At 66.9% G+C, this 17,695-nt stretch carries 11 protein-coding genes; 8 read left to right on the top strand and 3 right to left on the bottom strand.

Annotated features, from left to right (window positions below):
- Nucleotides 1-31: 31 nt before the first annotated feature.
- Nucleotides 32-1,654 (bottom strand): serine hydrolase domain-containing protein, encoded by a 1,623-nt coding sequence (locus tag SGRAN_RS13525; RefSeq protein ID WP_067184454.1) that lies wholly within the window; start codon nucleotides 1,652-1,654, stop codon nucleotides 32-34.
- A gap of 210 nt (nucleotides 1,655-1,864) precedes the next feature.
- Here SGRAN_RS13525 and SGRAN_RS13520 point away from each other — a divergent pair, with 210 nt between their 5' ends.
- The 4 genes from SGRAN_RS13520 (at nucleotide 1,865) to SGRAN_RS13505 (ending at nucleotide 6,713) form a co-directional block, all read left to right on the top strand.
- Nucleotides 1,865-2,530, top strand: a complete 666-nt coding sequence (locus SGRAN_RS13520; protein WP_067105752.1) for a response regulator — start codon at nucleotides 1,865-1,867, stop codon at nucleotides 2,528-2,530.
- Between the two features lie 3 nt (nucleotides 2,531-2,533).
- Complete coding sequence (locus tag SGRAN_RS13515) at nucleotides 2,534-4,027, top strand: sensor histidine kinase (protein WP_067184451.1); 1,494 nt, start codon at nucleotides 2,534-2,536, stop codon at nucleotides 4,025-4,027.
- A gap of 65 nt (nucleotides 4,028-4,092) precedes the next feature.
- Entirely contained in the window at nucleotides 4,093-5,517 is a 1,425-nt protein-coding gene (locus tag SGRAN_RS13510; protein ID WP_067184448.1) for a CapA family protein, read from the top strand.
- Between the two features lie 56 nt (nucleotides 5,518-5,573).
- Complete coding sequence (locus tag SGRAN_RS13505; protein ID WP_067184445.1) at nucleotides 5,574-6,713, top strand: NAD(P)/FAD-dependent oxidoreductase; 1,140 nt, start codon at nucleotides 5,574-5,576, stop codon at nucleotides 6,711-6,713.
- 121 nt (nucleotides 6,714-6,834) lie between these two features.
- On the opposite strand, the gene SGRAN_RS21765 is transcribed toward SGRAN_RS13505, so the two are convergent.
- Nucleotides 6,835-6,969, bottom strand: a complete 135-nt coding sequence (locus SGRAN_RS21765; protein ID WP_082737261.1) for an MgtC/SapB family protein — start codon at nucleotides 6,967-6,969, stop codon at nucleotides 6,835-6,837.
- Nucleotides 6,970-7,720: 751 nt separating this feature from the next.
- On the opposite strand from SGRAN_RS21765, the gene SGRAN_RS13500 reads away from it, so the two are divergent.
- Together SGRAN_RS13500 and SGRAN_RS13495 are read left to right on the top strand one after the other, a co-directional pair.
- Nucleotides 7,721-10,999: an acetyl-CoA carboxylase family protein gene (locus SGRAN_RS13500; protein ID WP_067184443.1), complete on the top strand. Its 3,279-nt coding sequence runs from the start codon at nucleotides 7,721-7,723 to the stop codon at nucleotides 10,997-10,999.
- Between the two features lie 92 nt (nucleotides 11,000-11,091).
- On the top strand, nucleotides 11,092-12,600 hold the full coding sequence (locus SGRAN_RS13495; RefSeq protein WP_172709655.1) for an MFS transporter: 1,509 nt from the start codon (nucleotides 11,092-11,094) through the stop codon (nucleotides 12,598-12,600).
- Between the two features lie 224 nt (nucleotides 12,601-12,824).
- On the opposite strand, the gene SGRAN_RS13490 is transcribed toward SGRAN_RS13495, so the two are convergent.
- Nucleotides 12,825-14,270: a spinster family MFS transporter gene (locus tag SGRAN_RS13490; RefSeq protein WP_067184439.1), complete on the bottom strand. Its 1,446-nt coding sequence runs from the start codon at nucleotides 14,268-14,270 to the stop codon at nucleotides 12,825-12,827.
- 301 nt (nucleotides 14,271-14,571) lie between these two features.
- On the opposite strand from SGRAN_RS13490, the gene SGRAN_RS23170 reads away from it, so the two are divergent.
- A complete protein-coding gene (locus tag SGRAN_RS23170) occupies nucleotides 14,572-15,633 on the top strand; it encodes a hypothetical protein (RefSeq protein WP_311879816.1) in 1,062 nt (353 codons plus the stop codon).
- Entirely contained in the window at nucleotides 15,633-17,618 is a 1,986-nt protein-coding gene (locus SGRAN_RS13480; RefSeq protein WP_067184434.1) for an outer membrane protein assembly factor BamB family protein, read from the top strand. The genes SGRAN_RS23170 and SGRAN_RS13480 overlap by 1 nt, the downstream gene beginning before the upstream one ends.
- Nucleotides 17,619-17,695: the final 77 nt, after the last annotated feature.

Raw genomic sequence — 17,695 nt, 5'->3', positions numbered from 1 at the left:
TTTTTTGAATGTCGTTGAATGAAATCGGCGGTCAGTCCGCGCGCGTGAAAAGCAGGTCGAAGGCACGGTTCTCGCCGAAGCGGAGCGCGGTGACGGCGCCCGCGGCATCGCGCTGGAACTTGACGACGATGCGCGAGGCGCGCGGCGCGGCGGCGCCGATGAACACGTCGCGATAGGCCGGTGCGAGCGGTTGGCCGGTCCAGCGCGGACCGCTGTAGACAAGCTGGTCGCCGCTGGCTTGGAAGCTGAGGCAGGTTCCGGTTTCGGCCGAGCAGAAGCGTCCCGTATAAGGCGCGGGATCGAGCGCGGTCACGGCGTCGACCCTGCGATAGGGAATCTTTTCCCCCTCGCGCGTTTCGCGGACCAGGCTGCCCTTCGCGCCGAAGGCGAAGATATCCTCGCGCAGCATCCAGCGCCCCGGTCCGACCGGAACGAGCGCGCGGCCGTCGGCGCGCAGGCCGCCCTTGTCGTCGACGTCGAAACGGAGCGGCGCGCCGCTCACGCTGTCGGCATAGAGACCGGTCGGGGCGGCGCCGCGCGGCACATAGGTCCTGGCGTTGTCGGGCGGCAGGAAGATATCGGCGGCCGCGCGCCCCAGCGCCGGCGCATCGGCATCGCCCGCGTTACACAGCAGCGATACGGCGAGCCGCTGCGCCGGATAGCGCGCCATCCAGGCCCGATAGCCGCCGGTCGACCCCGAATGGCCGACCTCCTGCTGCCCGCGATGGTCGAGATTCACCAGCGCGAGCGCATAGGCGATCGGCGTTCCGTCGTTGAGCTTCGTCGTCTGCTGCATCTGGGCGGTGAAACCCGGCCCGAAGAAATCGCTGTCGAGCGCCGCCTGCCATTTGACGAGGTCGCCGACGGTGGTGAGCAGGCCGCCATTGCCATAGGCGTCCTCGATCACCTGTTCGTTGCGCCAGACGCCGTCTTCGAATTCATAGGCGCCGGTGCGGCGGGGCACGATGTCGCCATGGTCGTCGCGCCAGCGCGTGCTGGTCATGCCCAGCGGGGCGAAGATGCGGTCGCGGGTGAAATCGGCGAGCGATTGCCCGCTGACCCGGTCGACGATGATCGCCAGCAGGTTATAGTTGCTGTTGCTGTAGAGATAATGGCTGCCCGGCGCGAAATTGAGCTCGGCCTGACGCGCGGCGATCCGCAGCACGTCATCGTTGTTCGCGGTACGCGAATTGCGCGGCCAGCCCTCGATCGCCGAAACCGATCCCCAGTCGCGCAGGCCGCTGGTGTGGTGCAGCATGTGCGCGATCGTGACCGGTGCGGCATAGGCCGGCATTTCGGGAAGATATTTGCGGATATCGTCGTCGAGCGACAATTTGCCCTCGCGCGCCAGCATCAGGATCGCGGCGGAGGTGAATTGCTTCGAATCCGAACCGGCTTCGTAGATGCTGTCGACGGTGGCAGGCACGCCGAGTTCGAGGCTGGCCATGCCATAGCTTCGCATCGCGATCGGCTGTCCGCCCCGCGAGATGGCGATCGTGCAGCCCGGCGTATCGTCGCGCGCCCAGCGTGCGAACAGCCCATCGAGCTGCGCAATGGTAGCGGCGTCGCCGGGCGCGGGCGCCTGAGCCACGGCCGGCGTCGCGCCGCACAAGGCCAAGGTCGCCCCCGCAAGCAGAGGCAGGCTGGTCTTCATATCCGATTCTCCCGTGGCGCTACGGACAAGGTTCGAGCGCGCCTCCCTAATAGAGGTCGCTGTCACGAAGCTGACACCAACGACGGCGGCCCGGCTTTCGGGTAATGAATGGAAAATTATCGGTGCCGGGCGTGACATTTCCGTATGCGGAGATAGAGGCTGGCCGTAATTTCCATCGAAACAGGGCAGGGAGCGAAGCGGAATCGGATCATGCGCGTGCTGTTGGTGGAGGACGACGAGCGCCTGTCGCGCGGCATGGCCGCCTCGCTGGAGGCGGCCGGCTTCGCGGTCGATTGCCTGGCCAATGGCGAAGACGCGCTGCATCTCGCCGAAAGCGAGCCCTACAGCGCGATCATCCTCGATCTGGGACTTCCCGACATGGACGGGCTCGACGTGCTGGGGGCGCTGCGCACACGCGGGGTGACGACGCCGATCCTGATCCTGACCGCGCGCGACATGATCGACGACCGGGTCACCGGCCTCGATCGCGGCGCCGACGATTATATGGCCAAGCCGTTCAGTCCGCGCGAACTCGAATCGCGCCTGCGGGCGCTCGTCCGGCGCAGCCAGGGGACGGCCGACCCGGTGCTGCGGATCGGCGCGCTGTCGTTCGACCGGTCGAGCCGGACGGTGACGCTCGACGGCCGGGCGATCAATCTGCGCCGCCGCGAGCTCGCGGTGCTCGAAACGCTGATGGGGCGGCCGGGCAAGGTGATCCCGAAGGAAAGGCTGGCGGCGGAAGTCTTCAATTTCGACGATGCCGTGACGCCCAACGCGCTGGAGGTCTATGTCGGGCGCCTGCGCCGCAAGCTGCAACCGTCGGGCCCCGCGATCCGCACCGTGCGCGGCCTCGGATATATGATCGAGACCGATTGACCGATGCGCCGTCTTCCCCCTTCGCTGCGCTTTCGCCTGACCGCCGCCGTTCTCCTGCCGCTCACGGGGCTCGTGCTGTTCTTCGGCATCATCACGACGCTGGTCGCGCGCAACAACGAGGCCGATACCGTCGACCGGGTGTTGATCGGGTCGGTGCGCACTCTCAGTCTCGCGTACAACAGCCCGGCGGCCGACCGCGAACGACTGATCCCGCTCGCGGTTCACCTGCTCAAGCGGCGCGCGCGTCCGGTCGTGCATTACAGCGTCTGGCGCGGCGACCGGCTGATCGCCGGCGACGCGGCGCTGCGCCCCCCCGCCGACTATAGCCCGGTCGACGACGGCACGATCGACCGCCATCCCCCGACGGTCTTCACCAACGCCTATCGCCAGACCCGGCTGGTGCGCGGCTATCTCGACCCCGCCGATGCGCGCGCGGTGACGCAGGCCGCCTATCTGCGTGATGGCACATTGCACGGCAAGCCCGCGCGGATCGCGATGGAAATTCGCCGCGCGCACGGCGACGACCAGCTGATCGCGATCCAGATCGCCGATTATGTCGACGACCGCCTGGCGCACGAGCGCGCCTTCCTGCGGCAGGTCCTGATGATCGGATTGACGGCGCTGTTCGTGACCGGTCTGCTGTTCTGGCTGGCGATCCGCTGGGGTCTGCGCCCGCTCGGCACGCTGACCGAACAGGTCGAGGCGGCACGGCGCGCCGCCTCTCCCTCGGTCCGGCTCGATGCGGACGAGGCGACGCCGACCGAAATCCGTCCCTTCGTCGCCGCGTTCAACGGACTGATGGCGCGGCTGGAACGCGCGAGCGAATCGCTGCGCCAATTCACCTCGAACGCCTCGCACCAGATGCGCACGCCGCTGGCGGTCGTGCGCGTGCAGCTCGATGTGCTCGAACGCTATGGCCCGCAATCGCGGCAGGGGCAGGCGGCGCTGACCGACATTCCGCACGCCATCGACACGCTCGAGCAACTGCTGCGCCAGCTGATCGCGCTCGCGCGGAGCGAGGATCAGGGGATGATATCGGTGCAGCCGTTCGACCTCGCCGACATCGCCGCCGGCGTGACGGGCGAGCGCGCCGCACAGGCTTCGGCTGACCGGGCCATCAGCTATGAAAAGGAGGGCGAGGGGCCGGTGATGGCGATGGGCCAGCCCACGCTTGCCGCCGAGTTGATCGGCAATCTGCTCGACAATGCGATACGCTACAGCCGCCCCGGGGGGATGGTCTCGGTCCGCCTGACGAACGACGCGCGCGGGCCGCTGGTCGAGATCGACGACGACGGCCCCGGCATTCCCGAGGCGGAGCGCGAGAAGGTATGGGATCGCTTTTACCGCATCCAGGGGCGCGGGCAGCCGTCGGGGACCGGCCTGGGCCTGCCGATCGCGCGCGCGCTGGCGCAGCGCATGGGCGCGGAGATCGAGTTGGCGGACGGCCGGAGCGGTCGGGGGTTGTGCGTGACGGTGCGTTTTCTGCGCGCCGATTGACCGATGACAGGTTGGTGTCAGCGCCGCCGCCTATTCGCTATGCTTCACATCAGGGGAGCATCCGCATGTCGACCAATTTCGCCCGTCCCTTTGCCTGCCCCAAGGTCCTGCGCATCCTGTTGCTGGCCGGATCGGCCGCGGCGGCGCTGAACGGGCTTTCGGTCCATGCCCAGCAGCGCGGCGGCCAGACGCTCGAAACCGCGCCGGTCCCCAGCACGCCGATCGCGGGCGATTTCAGCCTCGCCGCCGTCGGCGACCTCATCTATCTGCGCCCGATGCTGGCGACGCTGGAGAAGCAGGCGCCCGAGATGCTGCGCATCCTGCGCGGTGCCGACGTGACCTTCGGCAATTTCGAGACCACCGCGCTCGACCTCGCGACCTTCAAGGGGTCGCCGCAGGCCGAATCGGGCGGAACCTGGATGCTCGCCGACCCGGGCGTGCCCAAGGACGTCGCCGCCATGGGGGTCGACATCGTCGGCCACGCCAACAACCATGCGACCGACTGGGGCGTCGAGGGGATGATCGAGACGCTGAAGCTGCTCGATGCCGCGAAGCTGGTGCGCGCCGGAACCGGGCGGACGATGGCTGAGGCGCGCGCGCCCGCCTATTATGACGGACCGCAGGGGCGCGTCGCGCTCGTTTCGGCGACGACCACCTTCACCCCCATGACCCCCGCGGCCGACCCGCTGGGCCGGGTGCCGGGCCGTCCCGGCGCCAACACGATCCGCAGCACCGAGATCGGACAGGTGTCCGAAGCCGACCTTACGGTGCTGGCGCGCATCACCGGAACGAAGCCGGGCGCCCCGGTGCGGATCAAGGGCCGCGACTTTCGCGCGGTCGATGCTCCGACGACCCCGATGACGATCGGCTACGATCTCAACCAGAAGGATCTCGCCGCCAACCTGCTCGCGGTACGGCAGGCCAGGCAGAACGGCAATTTCGTCGTCTTTTCGCTGCACAATCACGAACCCGGCAACGCCAGCCAGACCCCCGCCGATTTCGCGCCCGGTCTTGCCCACCAGATCATCGATGCGGGCGCCGACGTCTATATGGGGCACGGGCCGCACCAGCTTCGCGGCATCGAGATATACAAGGGCAAGCCGATCTTCTATTCGCTCGGCAACTTCGCGATGATGAACAATTCGCTCGACGATGTGCCTGCCGACATGTTCGACCAGTTCGGCGTCACGCCGGGCAGCGTGACGACCCCCGAACTGCTCCAGGCGCGCAATGCGAAGAGCTTTTCCGATCCCAACCTCTATGAATCGGTGATCGCGACCACGCATTTTCGCGACGGACGGCTGACCGAGGTGCGCCTGTATCCGATCGACCTCGGCGTCACCGCGACGGGCGCGGCGCGCGGGGTGCCGAACATGGCCGACGCGGCAACCGGTGCCCGCATCCTCGAACGGCTCCAGCGGCTGTCGGCGCCTTTCGGCACGCGGATCGACATCGTGAAGGGCGTCGGCATCATCCGCGTCGCGAACTAGGCCGGGCTAGGCCCACGCCGCGCCCGCCGCCGGCCACCGTTTCATAGGAGTGAGACTTGCAGACCGCCGATTTCCTGATCGTGGGCGGCGGCATCGCCGGCGTGTCCGCGGTCGCACGGCTCGCGCCGTACGGCCGGACCATCCTGCTCGAGGCCGAGGACGGTTTCGGCTATCATTCGAGCGGCCGCAGCGCGACCTATTATCATTTCGGCATCGGCAAATCGGTGGTGCGCGGCATGACGGCGTTCAGCCGCGCCCATTTCGAAACCGTGGGCGCCAACGGCACCGCGCTGTCGCGTCCTTCCTCCGCGCTGTTCATCGCGCCGCCGGAGATGCTTGCCGGGCTCGACGCGCTGGAGGCGGAGATGCGGCCCTATAGCGACGGGCTCGAACGCCTGGACGCCGATGCCGTGCGCGCCGTCGTGCCGGTCCTGCGCTGCGGCGGCGACGGGATCGTCGCCGCGGTGCTCGACCGGACCGCGCGCCGCCTCGACAGCGAGGCGCTGCAGCAGGATTATCGCGCCGCGATCAAGCGCGAAGGCGGCCGATCGATCGCGGGCGCCCGCGTCATTGCGATCGCCCGCGACGGGGCGGCCTGGGTCGCGACCACCGCGGCCGGCGATCGGTTCGCCGCCCCCGTCCTCGTCAACGCGGCGGGCGCCTGGTGCGACGGGATCGCGCGGCTGGCGGGCGTCGCGCCGTTGGGCCTGCAACCGCTGCGTCGGACGATCATCGTCCTCGACGCGCCGCCCGGTCAGGAGGTTCGCGACTGGCCGTTCACCAAGACCGCGGTCGACGATTTCTACATGCTGCCCGAATCGGGGCGGCTGCTCGCGTGCCCCGTCGACGAGGTGCCGAGCGAGCCGACCGACGCCCAGCCGGAGGAATATGACATCGCGCTCGCGGCGGCGAAGGTCGAACATTATACCTCGCTCGCCGTCCGGCGGATCGGCCATAGCTGGGCGGGGCTGCGCACCTTCACGCACGACCGCGTTCCGGTCGCCGGCTTCGCCCCCGACGCCGACGGCTTCTTCTGGCTCGCGGGCCAGGGCGGATATGGCCTTCAGACCGCCCCGGCGATGAGCGCGATCGCCGAGGCGCTCATCACCGGCGGCATATGGCCCGCGGGTCTGACCGACTGGGGCATCGCACCCGCCCATCTTGCGCCCGAACGGCTCGGGGTCGGGGCCGTCTAACGAGCGTGTGGCGCCGACGTCGTGCGTCAAGCTTGCTGGGGGTGGATGTCGAAACCGGTGATGCGCGCTGCCCCCGCGGATCGCGGCGACGAGGGCTTCGGCCTTCTCTTCCTCGAAGCCGTCACGACAGCGCGACGAGGATATGCGTGCGCAGTCCGGCCGGGCTCGCGCGATATTCGCGCTCGGCTCTGATCGCGGCACCGGCGACGACGGCACCGGCGATCGGCCAGAGGAGGTCGGGGCTGAGCATGTCCATGGTCTAGCCGACTCCCCGAATGAGCCCGGGGACGGGCGGGATCGGCACGCGTGCCGGATGTCTGATGGAGCGGGTTGTTTCCGCGAGCCTGCGTCCGGCTTTGCCGTGCGGCCGAATGCCCCGCGCGCCCAACCCCGCGCCCGCGCTCCGACCCCCCCAGTTGCTCGTGTGGATCGCAACCGGGAGATGCCGCCATATGGGGCGGCGCCGGCGCGGGCTCGTTGCGGCTCGTTCCGGCTCGCATGCGGCGAATGGATCATGCTGGCACGGCGTCCAGCGATGACATGTCCCGAACTTGCTATCGCGGTTCGCAGCAGTCATGGCAAACCGACCAGCAGGATGCGGGCCGAGCACCGCCGAGACCGACGGCGATCGGGTCGCGCAGTCGCGCTTCCGCGTCGATCATCGGGATTCCGCGCTTAACCAGGCCGCGGGCGCCGATCGAACGTCAATCTATTGACATGATTCCGGTATTATCGCAGGCATACTATAATTCTCATAAATTGGGAGGGTCCATGCCTGTGTCTCCCGATTCTGAAATACGCGAGGATCAACGGGACCCGCACAATGCCGCGCCCCGCGGGAAGCCGCCGCGGTGCGGCGGAGAAATCGATCGATGTCTGTCCGGCCGAGTTTCCGGTCGCAAAGGATATGACCGTTTCCAGCGATTTCGTAGCCCCGGCGACAGGATGAACGGCCGCACCTGTATGAGAAGAGGGACGGAGATGCTGCCGGGAGGGGCGGAAACGCGATGAAGAAACTGCTGGTTGCCAACCGCGGCGAGATTGCCGTCCGTATCATGCGCTCCGCGACCGAGGCCGGGATCGCGACGGTAGCGGTTCATGCGGAAGACGATGCGGGTTCGCTCCACGTCCGTGAGGCTGACGAAGCGATCCCGCTGGCCGGTGTGGGAACCGCGGCCTATCTGTCGATCGAGGAACTGATCGCGGCCGCACAGCGAGCGGGCGCCGACGCCATCCATCCCGGCTATGGCTTTCTGTCTGAAAATGCACGCTTCGCGCGTGCGTGCGCCACGACCGGCATCGCCTTTGTCGGACCGGAACCGGAAACGCTCGACCTGTTCGGCGACAAGGCGCGCTCGCGGGCCCATGCCCGCCTGTGCGGCGCCGCGCTGCCCGAAGGGACCGATGAACCGGTGACGTTCGAGGAAGCGCGAGCCTTCTTCGACCGGCTCGGCAACGGCGCGGCGGTGATGTTGAAGGCGATCGCAGGCGGTGGTGGCCGGGGGATGCGGCCGGTCGAACGGCGGGAGGACCTCGACGCCGCCTTCGCACGCTGCGCGGCCGAGGCCGAGAGCAGTTTCGGCAGCGGCGCGCTTTATATCGAGCGGCTGCTTCCGCATGCGCGCCATATCGAAGTGCAGGTGGTGGGCGACGGGAGCGGCGCGGTCGCTCACTTGTGGGACCGCGAATGCTCGCTCCAGCGCGCGCGGCAGAAGATCGTCGAATGGGCGCCCGCCGACGCCCTGCCGCCCGCGACGCGTTCAGCGCTGCTCGACGCGGCGGTGCGCATGGCGTCGGAAGCGCGCCTGCGCAGCCTCGCCACCGTCGAGTTCCTCGTCGCGTCCGATGGCGACGACTGGGCGTTCATCGAGGTCAATCCCCGCCTTCAGGTCGAGCATACGGTGACCGAAGAGGTTACGGGCCTCGACCTCGTCCGGCTGCAACTCGCGATTTCCGATGGCGCGACGCTCGCGGACCTCGGTCTCGAACAGGCAAGCGTGCCGGCGCCGCGCGGATGCGCGCTCCAGGTGCGGGTGAACATGGAGACGATGACGGCCGATGGGACGCGTCCAGCCGCGGGGACGATCGTGCGCTTCGCGCAGCCGGGGGGGCGTGGCGTTCGCGTCGATACGTTCGGATGCGAGGGATATCGCACCAGCCTGCGCTATGATTCCCTGCTCGCCAAACTGATCGTCAGTGTTCCCTACGGCGGCTTTCCGGCTGCGGCGGCCAAGGCGCGCCGCGCCCTCGATCGCTTCGGGATTGTCGGCGTGCCGACGAATATCGGGTTCCTGCGAGCATTGCTCGCCGATCCCGAGGTGCTGGCAGGCCGCGCCCATGTGCAGCTCGTCGACGAGCGGCTGACGGCGCTGCTCGCCGCCGAGGCCGCGTTGCCGGTTTCGGACGGAGAAGAAGGCCGCGAAGCTATTCCCGCCGTATCCGCACTCGCCGAAATACCCGAAGGCATGGTGGCGATAGCGGCGCCGATGCTCGGCGCGCTGGTCGCCGTCACCGTGAAGCCGGGCGACAGCGTCGTCCCCGGCCAGGAAATCGCGGTGGTTGAGGCGATGAAAATGCAGCACGGCGTCGCCGCGCCAGCGGCCGGCATCGTGGTCTCTTTCGTCGCGGCGGTCGGCGATACGCTCGCCGAAGGACAGCCGATCCTGTTCATCGAATCCGAAGCCGGGGATGCGGCCGAGGCTGTCCCGGCCAAGGCGGCGGCCGTCGATCCCGATCATATCCGGGCCGATCTGGCGGAGGTGTTAGCGCGGCGTCGCGGCACGCTCGACATCGCGCGCCCCGACGCGGTGGCCAAGCGCCGTAAGACGGGGCATCGAACGGCGCGCGAGAATATCGACGCCCTGCTCGATGACGACAGTTTCATCGAATATGGCGGTCTCGCCATCGCCGGACGGAGCCGGCGCGCGACCACCGAGGAACTGATCGCACAGAGCCCGGCGGACGGGCTGGTGATGGGGATCGGCACCGTCAACGCGGGCCTGTTCGGCGAGGAGCACGCGCGGGTCGCGACGATGGCCTACGACTATACCGTCTTCGCCGGCACGCAGGGCGCGCGCAATCATATCAAGACCGACCGGCTGGTCGAACTCGCCGACCGCTGGCGCATCCCCTTCGTTCAGTTCGCAGAGGGTGGGGGCGGCCGGCCGGGCGATACCGATGGCGGCGGCTTCATCCGCGCTTTCGAATGGCTGCCCAAGCTCAGCGGGCGGGTGCCGATGATCGGCATCGTGTCGGGGCGCTGCTTTGCCGGCAACGCCTCCTTCCTCGGCTGCAGCGACGTCGTCATCGCCACCCGCAATGCCACGATCGGCATGGGCGGTCCGGCGATGATCGAAGGCGGCGGTCTCGGCGTGTTCCGGCCGGAAGAGGTCGGGCCGGTCGCGGTCCATGTCGCGAACGGCGTCGTCGACCTGCTGGTCGACGACGAGGTGGCGGCGGTCGCGACCGCCAAGCGCTATCTTGGTTATTTTCAGGGGAGGCTGGCGGACTGGACGTGCGCCGATCAGCGCGCGCTGCGACATGCGATTCCCGAGAACCGGCTGCGCGTCTATGACATCCGTGCTCTGATCGAGACGCTCGTCGACCGGGAAAGCTGGATGGAATTGCGCCGCGGCTTCGGGCTTTCCATGATCGTCGGGCTGGCGCGGATCGAAGGAAGGCCCGTGGGCATCGTCGCGAACGACCCCGCGCACCTGGGGGGCGCGATCGACAGCGACGCCGCCGACAAGGCCGCCCGCTTTCTTCAGCTTTGCGAGGCGCACGGCCTGCCGGTGGTATCGCTGAGCGACACGCCCGGCATCATGGTCGGTCCAGATGTTAAGAAGACGGGTTTGGTCCGGCACGCGGCACGGATGTTCCTGATCGGCGCCAATCTGACGGTGCCCCTGCTGTCGGTCGTGCTCCGCAAAAGCTATGGGTTGGGGGCCATCGCGATGACTGGCGGCAGTTATCAGGCGTCGATGTTCGCGGTGTCGTGGCCGACGGGCGAATTCGGCGGCATGGGCCTCGAGGGAGCGGTGCGGCTGGGGTATCGCAAGGAACTGGATGCGATCGCGGACCCTGCGACACGCCAAGCGAAATTCGAGGAAATGGTCGCGCAGCTCTATCAGCACGGCAAGGCGCTCACGACGGCGGGCTATTATGGCATCGACGATGTGATCGACCCGGCGGATACAAGGCAATGGATCGCGGCCGCGCTGAGGACGGCGCCGGCCGCAACCGTGCCGGAGAGCGGCAAGCGATTGCGCTGGATCGATAGCTGGTAAAGCGGTTTGACGTGGGCGGCAAGCTCCTGTAGCTTCAATTTAAGAAAATAAGTATGGGAGCGCTTCACGAGAGGCGCCGCAGGAGGATGCATATGGCGACCGTCTCTATGGAGAGCGAAACCGCGCCTTTGGGGGGCACCGGACCGATGCCCGCCGCACCGAAGGAGAAGACGGTCGTCGACCGCATCTTCTATGGGATCGGATCGATTGCGTTCGGGGTCAAGGACACCGGCTTCACCGTATTGCTGATGATCTTCTACAATCAGGCGCTCGGCCTGCCGGCCGCGACCGTCGGGTTCGCGATCATGATTGCATTGGTTGTCGATGCGGTGGCCGATCCGTTCATCGGGCGGATGAGCGACGGCGTCCGCTCGCGCTGGGGGCGGCGGCACCCCTTCATGCTGGGCGCGGCCCTGCCGATCGCGATCAGCTATTATTTTCTGTGGAACCCGCCGGAGGGACTCGGGCCCGATGGCCTGTTCTGGTATCTGACATGGCTCGCGATCCTGATCCGCGTCTTCATTTCGGTCTACGAAATCCCGTCGAGCGCGCTCGTCGTCGATCTGGTCCGCGACTATGACAAGCGCACCGCCTTCATGAGTTGGCGATGGTTCTTCGGCTATGTCGGCGGGCTGGGGAGCAACATCCTCGCCTTCAGCTATTTCCTGCGCCCCGGTCCGGACGATCCCGGTGGCCAGTTGAACGTGCAGGGCTATGCCGATTACGGTCTCGTCGCCTCGCTCATCATGCTCGCCGCGATCGTCATCTCCTCGCTCGGCACCGCGCGGCACATCCCGAGCTTCGCGCCGCCGCCGCCGCGGCGTCCGTTCGTGCTGGCGCAGAGCGCGCGCGAAGTATGGGATACGCTGGTCAACAAGCCATTCCTGCTGCTGGCGGTGGGGACCTTCTTCGCCTCGGCGTCGGCGGGGGTCGTTGCGGCGACGCTGACCTATTTCCGCATCTATTTCTGGGAGCTGACCGGCGACCAGATTTCAGGCCTGATGATCGGCTATTTCGCGGCGCTGGTCACGGCGCTTTTCTTCGCGCCGTGGCTGGGGGCGAAGCTCGGCAAGAAGCGCGCGGCGATCATGCTGTCGATCGCCGCGATCATCTGCAGCCCGATCATGTATTTCAGCCGCCTGCTCGGCATCGCGCCGGAGAACGGCACCCAGATGCTCTATGTCGCGCTGTTCGTGATGGGCTTTATCAATACGACGATCGCGGTCAGCGCGGGCACGATGGGCTCGTCAATGTTCGCTGACGTGGTCGAATATGCCGCGGTGCGCACGGGCCGCGATTCCGCCGGGCTGATCTTTTCGGCCAACGCGTTCCTCCTGAAGGCAATGTCGGGGGTCGGCGTGTTCGGCGCCGGACTGATCCTCTCCTTCGTCGCCTTTCCCGAAAGCGCGAAGCAAGGCGAGGTGCCGGCCGACGTCCTGACCATGCTGGCGCTGACCGAGCCGGCGGTAATCATGGCGCTGCAGATATGCGGCTTGCTCGCCATCATCGCCTTTCCCATCAATCGCGAGGTCCATGAGGCAAATCTCCGCAAGATCGCAATGCAGCAGGCCGATGAGCCTGAAATCGCCAGCGACCTATGATGTGACGCTGGCGGCGTCTTGAGCCAATCGGGAGAAACTAACAGCGGTCGGCGCCTTTTCTCGACAGGCGCCCGCGGATCTCGCTGCTCTTCATGGACTGCGGGCTATGGGAGCGAGCGGCGCATAGCCTAGCTGGCGATGCAGGGCCATACGGCGATTCTGCCCGAAAAGGCCGCGCCGCCGGATTGCATGGGCGTCCCGTGCAACGTCGTGGCGGATGGCGTTCAATCTGTGCGTGGCATCCCGCGGCGGAGGCCGAGGGCGGCAAGCAGATAATGCAATGCCGCCCACAGGCCGACTGCATAAGCGATCAGCACCCCCTGGCGGGTGGCCAGTTCGACCGCAGCCCGGCATGCACGGTCGGCGGCGCTTCCCGCTATCGGCCCGGCGCCGCCTGGACATGCCGCCTGGAACGCCCCCGCGTCGATCGAGAATAGATGAACGAGCGCCGGCAGGACGCCCTCGACTGCGGGATAGGCGTGATGGAAGGCGCCCAGATGGTCGATGAGCCACCCGGTCAGCGGGGGGCCGAAGCCGAGGGCTATCAGGTTGAGCACGAAGAAGAGCACTGCCGTCGCGGTCGCGCGCCGTTCCGGCGGAAAGGCGTTCTGCACCACGCCGTAGGTCGGACCCATATAGGTATAGGACAGGGCGCCGGGGAACAGCATCCACGCCGCCGCCGCCTGCCAACTGTCGGCGGTGTAGATCGCCACGATCAGCGGATAGGACAGCGCGATGCCGATTGCGGGCACCAGCCCATACCATATGGTCGCGCCGCGCCGCGCAAGCCGGTCACTGACGAGCCCGCCCAGCAGGACCCCCGCGCCTTGGCTGGCCCCGCCGATCAGGCCGGTGATCAATCCGACCTGCGCATAGTCGAGCCCGAACGTCCGGCTCCAATAGGGCTGCACGAAGGCGCCGCCGCCATAGCCGGCGAAGCTGATCAGCGTGATCCCCATCATCATGTTGAAGAGTGTCCAGTTTCTGAACATCGCGCGGGCCACGCGACCCGTTTCGAGAACATCCTCGCGCAGCACATAGGGCTTGAGCGGGCCGGACGGTTCGGCTTCCATTGCCCCGCGCACGGGTTCACGCACGAGGAACTTGATGACGAGGGCCAGCAGCACACCGGGCAGCCCGAGCACGATGAAGGCCACCCGCCACGAATAATTCTGTGCCAGCCATCCGCCGCCGACGGCGCCGATCATCACGCCGATCGGGACGCCCAGCGAATAGATGGACAACGCCGACGCGCGCTTCTTGGGCTCATAATAGTCGCTGATCAGCGAATGCGCGGGCGGCGAAAGCCCCGCCTCCCCGACGCCGACGCCGAAGCGGCAGGCCGCGAGCATGGCATAGCTGGAGGCCATGCCGCAAAGCGCCGTGAAGCCCGACCAGATAAAGATCGCCGCCGAGATGATCTTGACCCGCGACGCGCGCTCGGCCAGCCGGGCCAGCGGAATCCCCAGGATCGTATAGAGGAGCGCGAAATAGAGCCCGCCGAGAAGCCCGAGCTGGGTATCGGTAATCTTGAGGTCGTCCTTGATCGCCTGGCCGATGGCCGCGACGATCGTGCGGTCGACGAAATTGAGCGTATAGGCGGCGACGAGGAGCCAGAGCACGAGCCGCCGTTGCGAGTCCGCGGGCGAATGCATTGTGGCTGAAGTCATCGCGCGTGCGCTCCCGCTCCGGAGGTCGGCGCCTCCTTTCCCGCCGTTCATATTGCCTTCGCCGCTGCATGCAAGGGGAACATGGATAAATTCTCAAAAAATGACGATTTCACCCAGAATTATCAAAATTCATGGAGAATTTTGCATCCCCATTTTCTTATATCCCGTTGTGAGGACAGCGATGCGTGAAGGGCAGGGCGTTAAACGCGGTGCTGGACAATATTGAGAAACGCAGTATGCAAGGGGGGAAGCTATATGGGAGTGGATCATGGGAAATGTCTTGATTCCTGCGAGTCGCGCGATGCGCCGATCCGGTTCGGGCGCCGCGCTGGCCCTGACCCTTCTGATCGCTCCCGTCGCCGCGGCCGCGCATGAACGGCCGGCGTGTCCCGAAGGATTCGAACCGCAGGCGGGACTGAACAAGGATTTCGAGTTCGAGGGACAGAAGCGGGCTTTCATCGTCGTGCCGCCGGTCGGCGACACGGACAGGTTGCCGCCGGTGTGGGTGCCGATGTCGGGCACGGTGGAATCAGCCAATTGGAACCTCCATGTCCTGCGGAGCGGCAACAACGCGAAGCTGGCCGAGGCGGGTTTCATGGTCATTGCGCCGATCCGTCAATGCGCCGAACAGGACCCCGACCTGGCAGCGGGGGCCTGCAACGGTCCGGGCAGCAACGGCTGGAACTGGAATCCCTGGAACGACGGACGGGCCGCGGGCCCGGAAGGCGACAAATGGCGGCAGGACGCCGGACCCGACGCCCGCTTCTTCAAGGCGATGGTCGGCTGCGTCGCGACCCGATGGAAACTGGACCGAAAGCGCTATTACATCGGCGGCATTTCGGCCGGCGGCACGATGACCAATCGCGCGCTGCTGTTCGATTCGCACTTCTGGGCGGGCGGGATGCCGATTTCGGGCGAATGGTATGTCGGGAACGACGATGGCTCTCCCCTGTCGTTCAACGACGCCCGCGCAGCGGTTGCGGCCGATCCGAAAAAGGTCTTTCAGGGCCGGGTCGGTCCGCATCCGCTGCCTGCGAGACTAGGGCCGGAAATCGTCATTACCGTCTGGGGCGGTGAGAAGGATCTCTGGGATTGCGGGGGAGCGATCGGCCTTTGCGCAGATTACCGTCCCAGCACGCAGGCCGCCTCGAACTATTTCAGCAGCCAGCCGAACGTGGTGCATGTCGCGTGCAGTTCGACGCACGGCCATATGTGGCCGCAGATCGGCACCGATGCGTTCAACCTGTGGGCGTTGCGGACGCTCGCTTCACACCCGAAGGGCAGCAGTCCCGAGAGCTTCAGGCTGACCCCACCGCCGGACGGCTATGCCTGCAAGATCGGCCGTTTCGAGGATCATTATTGATGGCGTATCGGGTTGCGAACGATGCCGCTCGCCGCGAAACGCGTCGCGGATACAAATGGCTGCTTGGGGTTGCCGCCACGTTGCTGGCGGCCGCCTGTGCTCACGCCGCGGCGACGCCCTCCGAAGAGGCCGGCCCGCCACCCGCGCATGCGACGGCGCCCGACGGCGCCGCCCTTTATCAGAGCCGCTGCGCGAGTTGTCATGACAATGCCACCGATCGCACGCCGACGCGCGAAGTGCTGTCGAAGAACCCGCCGAGCTTCATCCTCGCTTCGATGAAGTCGGGCGCAATGGTACCGATGGCGGCGGGACTTTCCGACGCTGAGATGATCGCGATCGCGCGGCATGTCAGCGAGGTCGATACAGGCTCCTTGGCCGATGTCGATCCCAAGGCGATCTGGGGCGACGGCGTCGAGGGAACGCCGCTCGACGCGCCGCAATGCGCCACGCCGCCGCGCCCCCTCAACCTGGCGGCCGAGCATCAATGGAACGGCTGGAGCGTCACGCTCGACAATGCGCACTATCAGCCGAAGCCGGGGCTCGCGGCCGCCGATGTTCCGAAGCTGAAGCTGAAATGGGCGTTCCAATATCCGGGCGCGAAGAACGGACAGGCGACGGTGATCGGCGACAGGCTGTTCACCACCAGCATGTCGGGCGCCGTCTATGCGCTCGATGCCAAGACGGGCTGCGTGTATTGGCGCCACGCCGCCGGAGCGGCGACCCGAACCAGCGTCGTCGCCGCAGAAATGCCGGCGGGGTCGCAGGCGCGCACGGCGCTCTTCTATTCGGACTGGACCAAGAGCGCGGTCGCGATCGATGCCGACACCGGCAAGCAGCTCTGGAAAACCGTCATCGACGACCAGCCCGGCCTGCAGATGACGGGTTCGCTCGTCTATTGGGAGGGCAAGATCTTCGTGCCCATATCGTCGGGCAACGAAGCGTTCGCGCAATCGCCCGACTGGGTCTGCTGCAAGTTCCGCGGCGCCCTCGTCGCGCTCGATGCAGTGACGGGCCGCATCCTGTGGAAACGCTATACCACCGAGGCCGAACCCCGGCCGTTCAAGATCAACAGCGCGGGCAAGGAAATGTGGGGGCCATCGGGCGGAGCCATCTGGGTCGCGCCGACGATCGATCCCGAGCGCCGCGCCGTCTATGTCGGCACGTCGAACAGCTATACCGACATGCCCTATGACAATGCGGATTCGGTGTTGGCCATCGACGTGGACAGCGGCGAGATCCGCTGGGCGCGCCAGCTTACGCCCAACGACAATTACATCGACGGCTGCTGGCGGACCGGCCCGGCCCGGCCGGCGAATTGCCCCGATCCGCTGGGACCCGACTTCTCGATCGGCGCCGCGGTGATCCTGCATGCGCTGCCGGACGGGACCGACATCCTGCTCGTCGGTCAGAAATCGGGCAAGGTCTTCGGCATCAGCCCGCTCGACGGCCGTATCGTCTGGGAACGGCAGTTGAGCGAGGGCAGCGCGCTTGGCGGTGTCGAATTCGGTCTCGCCGCCGACGAGGAGCGCGTCTATGCTGCGATTTCCGACATCGTTCTCGGGCCGAAGGGCAAGCCCGGGCTGTGGGCGCTCGACCCCGCGACCGGCGCGGTCATCTGGAACAGCCCCAATTCGCCGACGCCGAAATGCCGCTGGACCAGCTTCTGGTGCCACGGCGCGATGTCGCAGGCGATCACGGTCGTCCCCGGCATCGTCTTCGCGGGCGCCTATGACGGTCATTTCCGCGCTTATGACGCGGGAACGGGCAAGATCGTCTGGGACGTCGACACCGGCAGCGAACCGATCATGACGCTGAGCGGGCGGACCGCCTATGGCGGCGTCATGGACGGCGGGGGGCCGACGGTCGCGGGCGGAATGGTTTATGTCCATTCCGGCTATGCGGGTCGTTCGGGGGCAACCGGCGGTGCCAGCATGCGCAACGCCGATGGCAATGTCCTGATGGCCTTTTCCGTAGACGGCAAATGACGGGACGGCGAGCGGTTTCGGCGCGGTTCATCCGACCGATACCAGCTTTGACATGCTGCATTTCTGAATAATGGAAC

This window comes from Sphingopyxis granuli, from assembly GCF_001559015.1.
GTDB lineage: Bacteria > Pseudomonadota > Alphaproteobacteria > Sphingomonadales > Sphingomonadaceae > Sphingopyxis > Sphingopyxis granuli.
The sequence above is the reverse complement of the archived record's forward strand: the minus strand, read 5'-3'. Positions and strand labels throughout refer to the sequence as shown.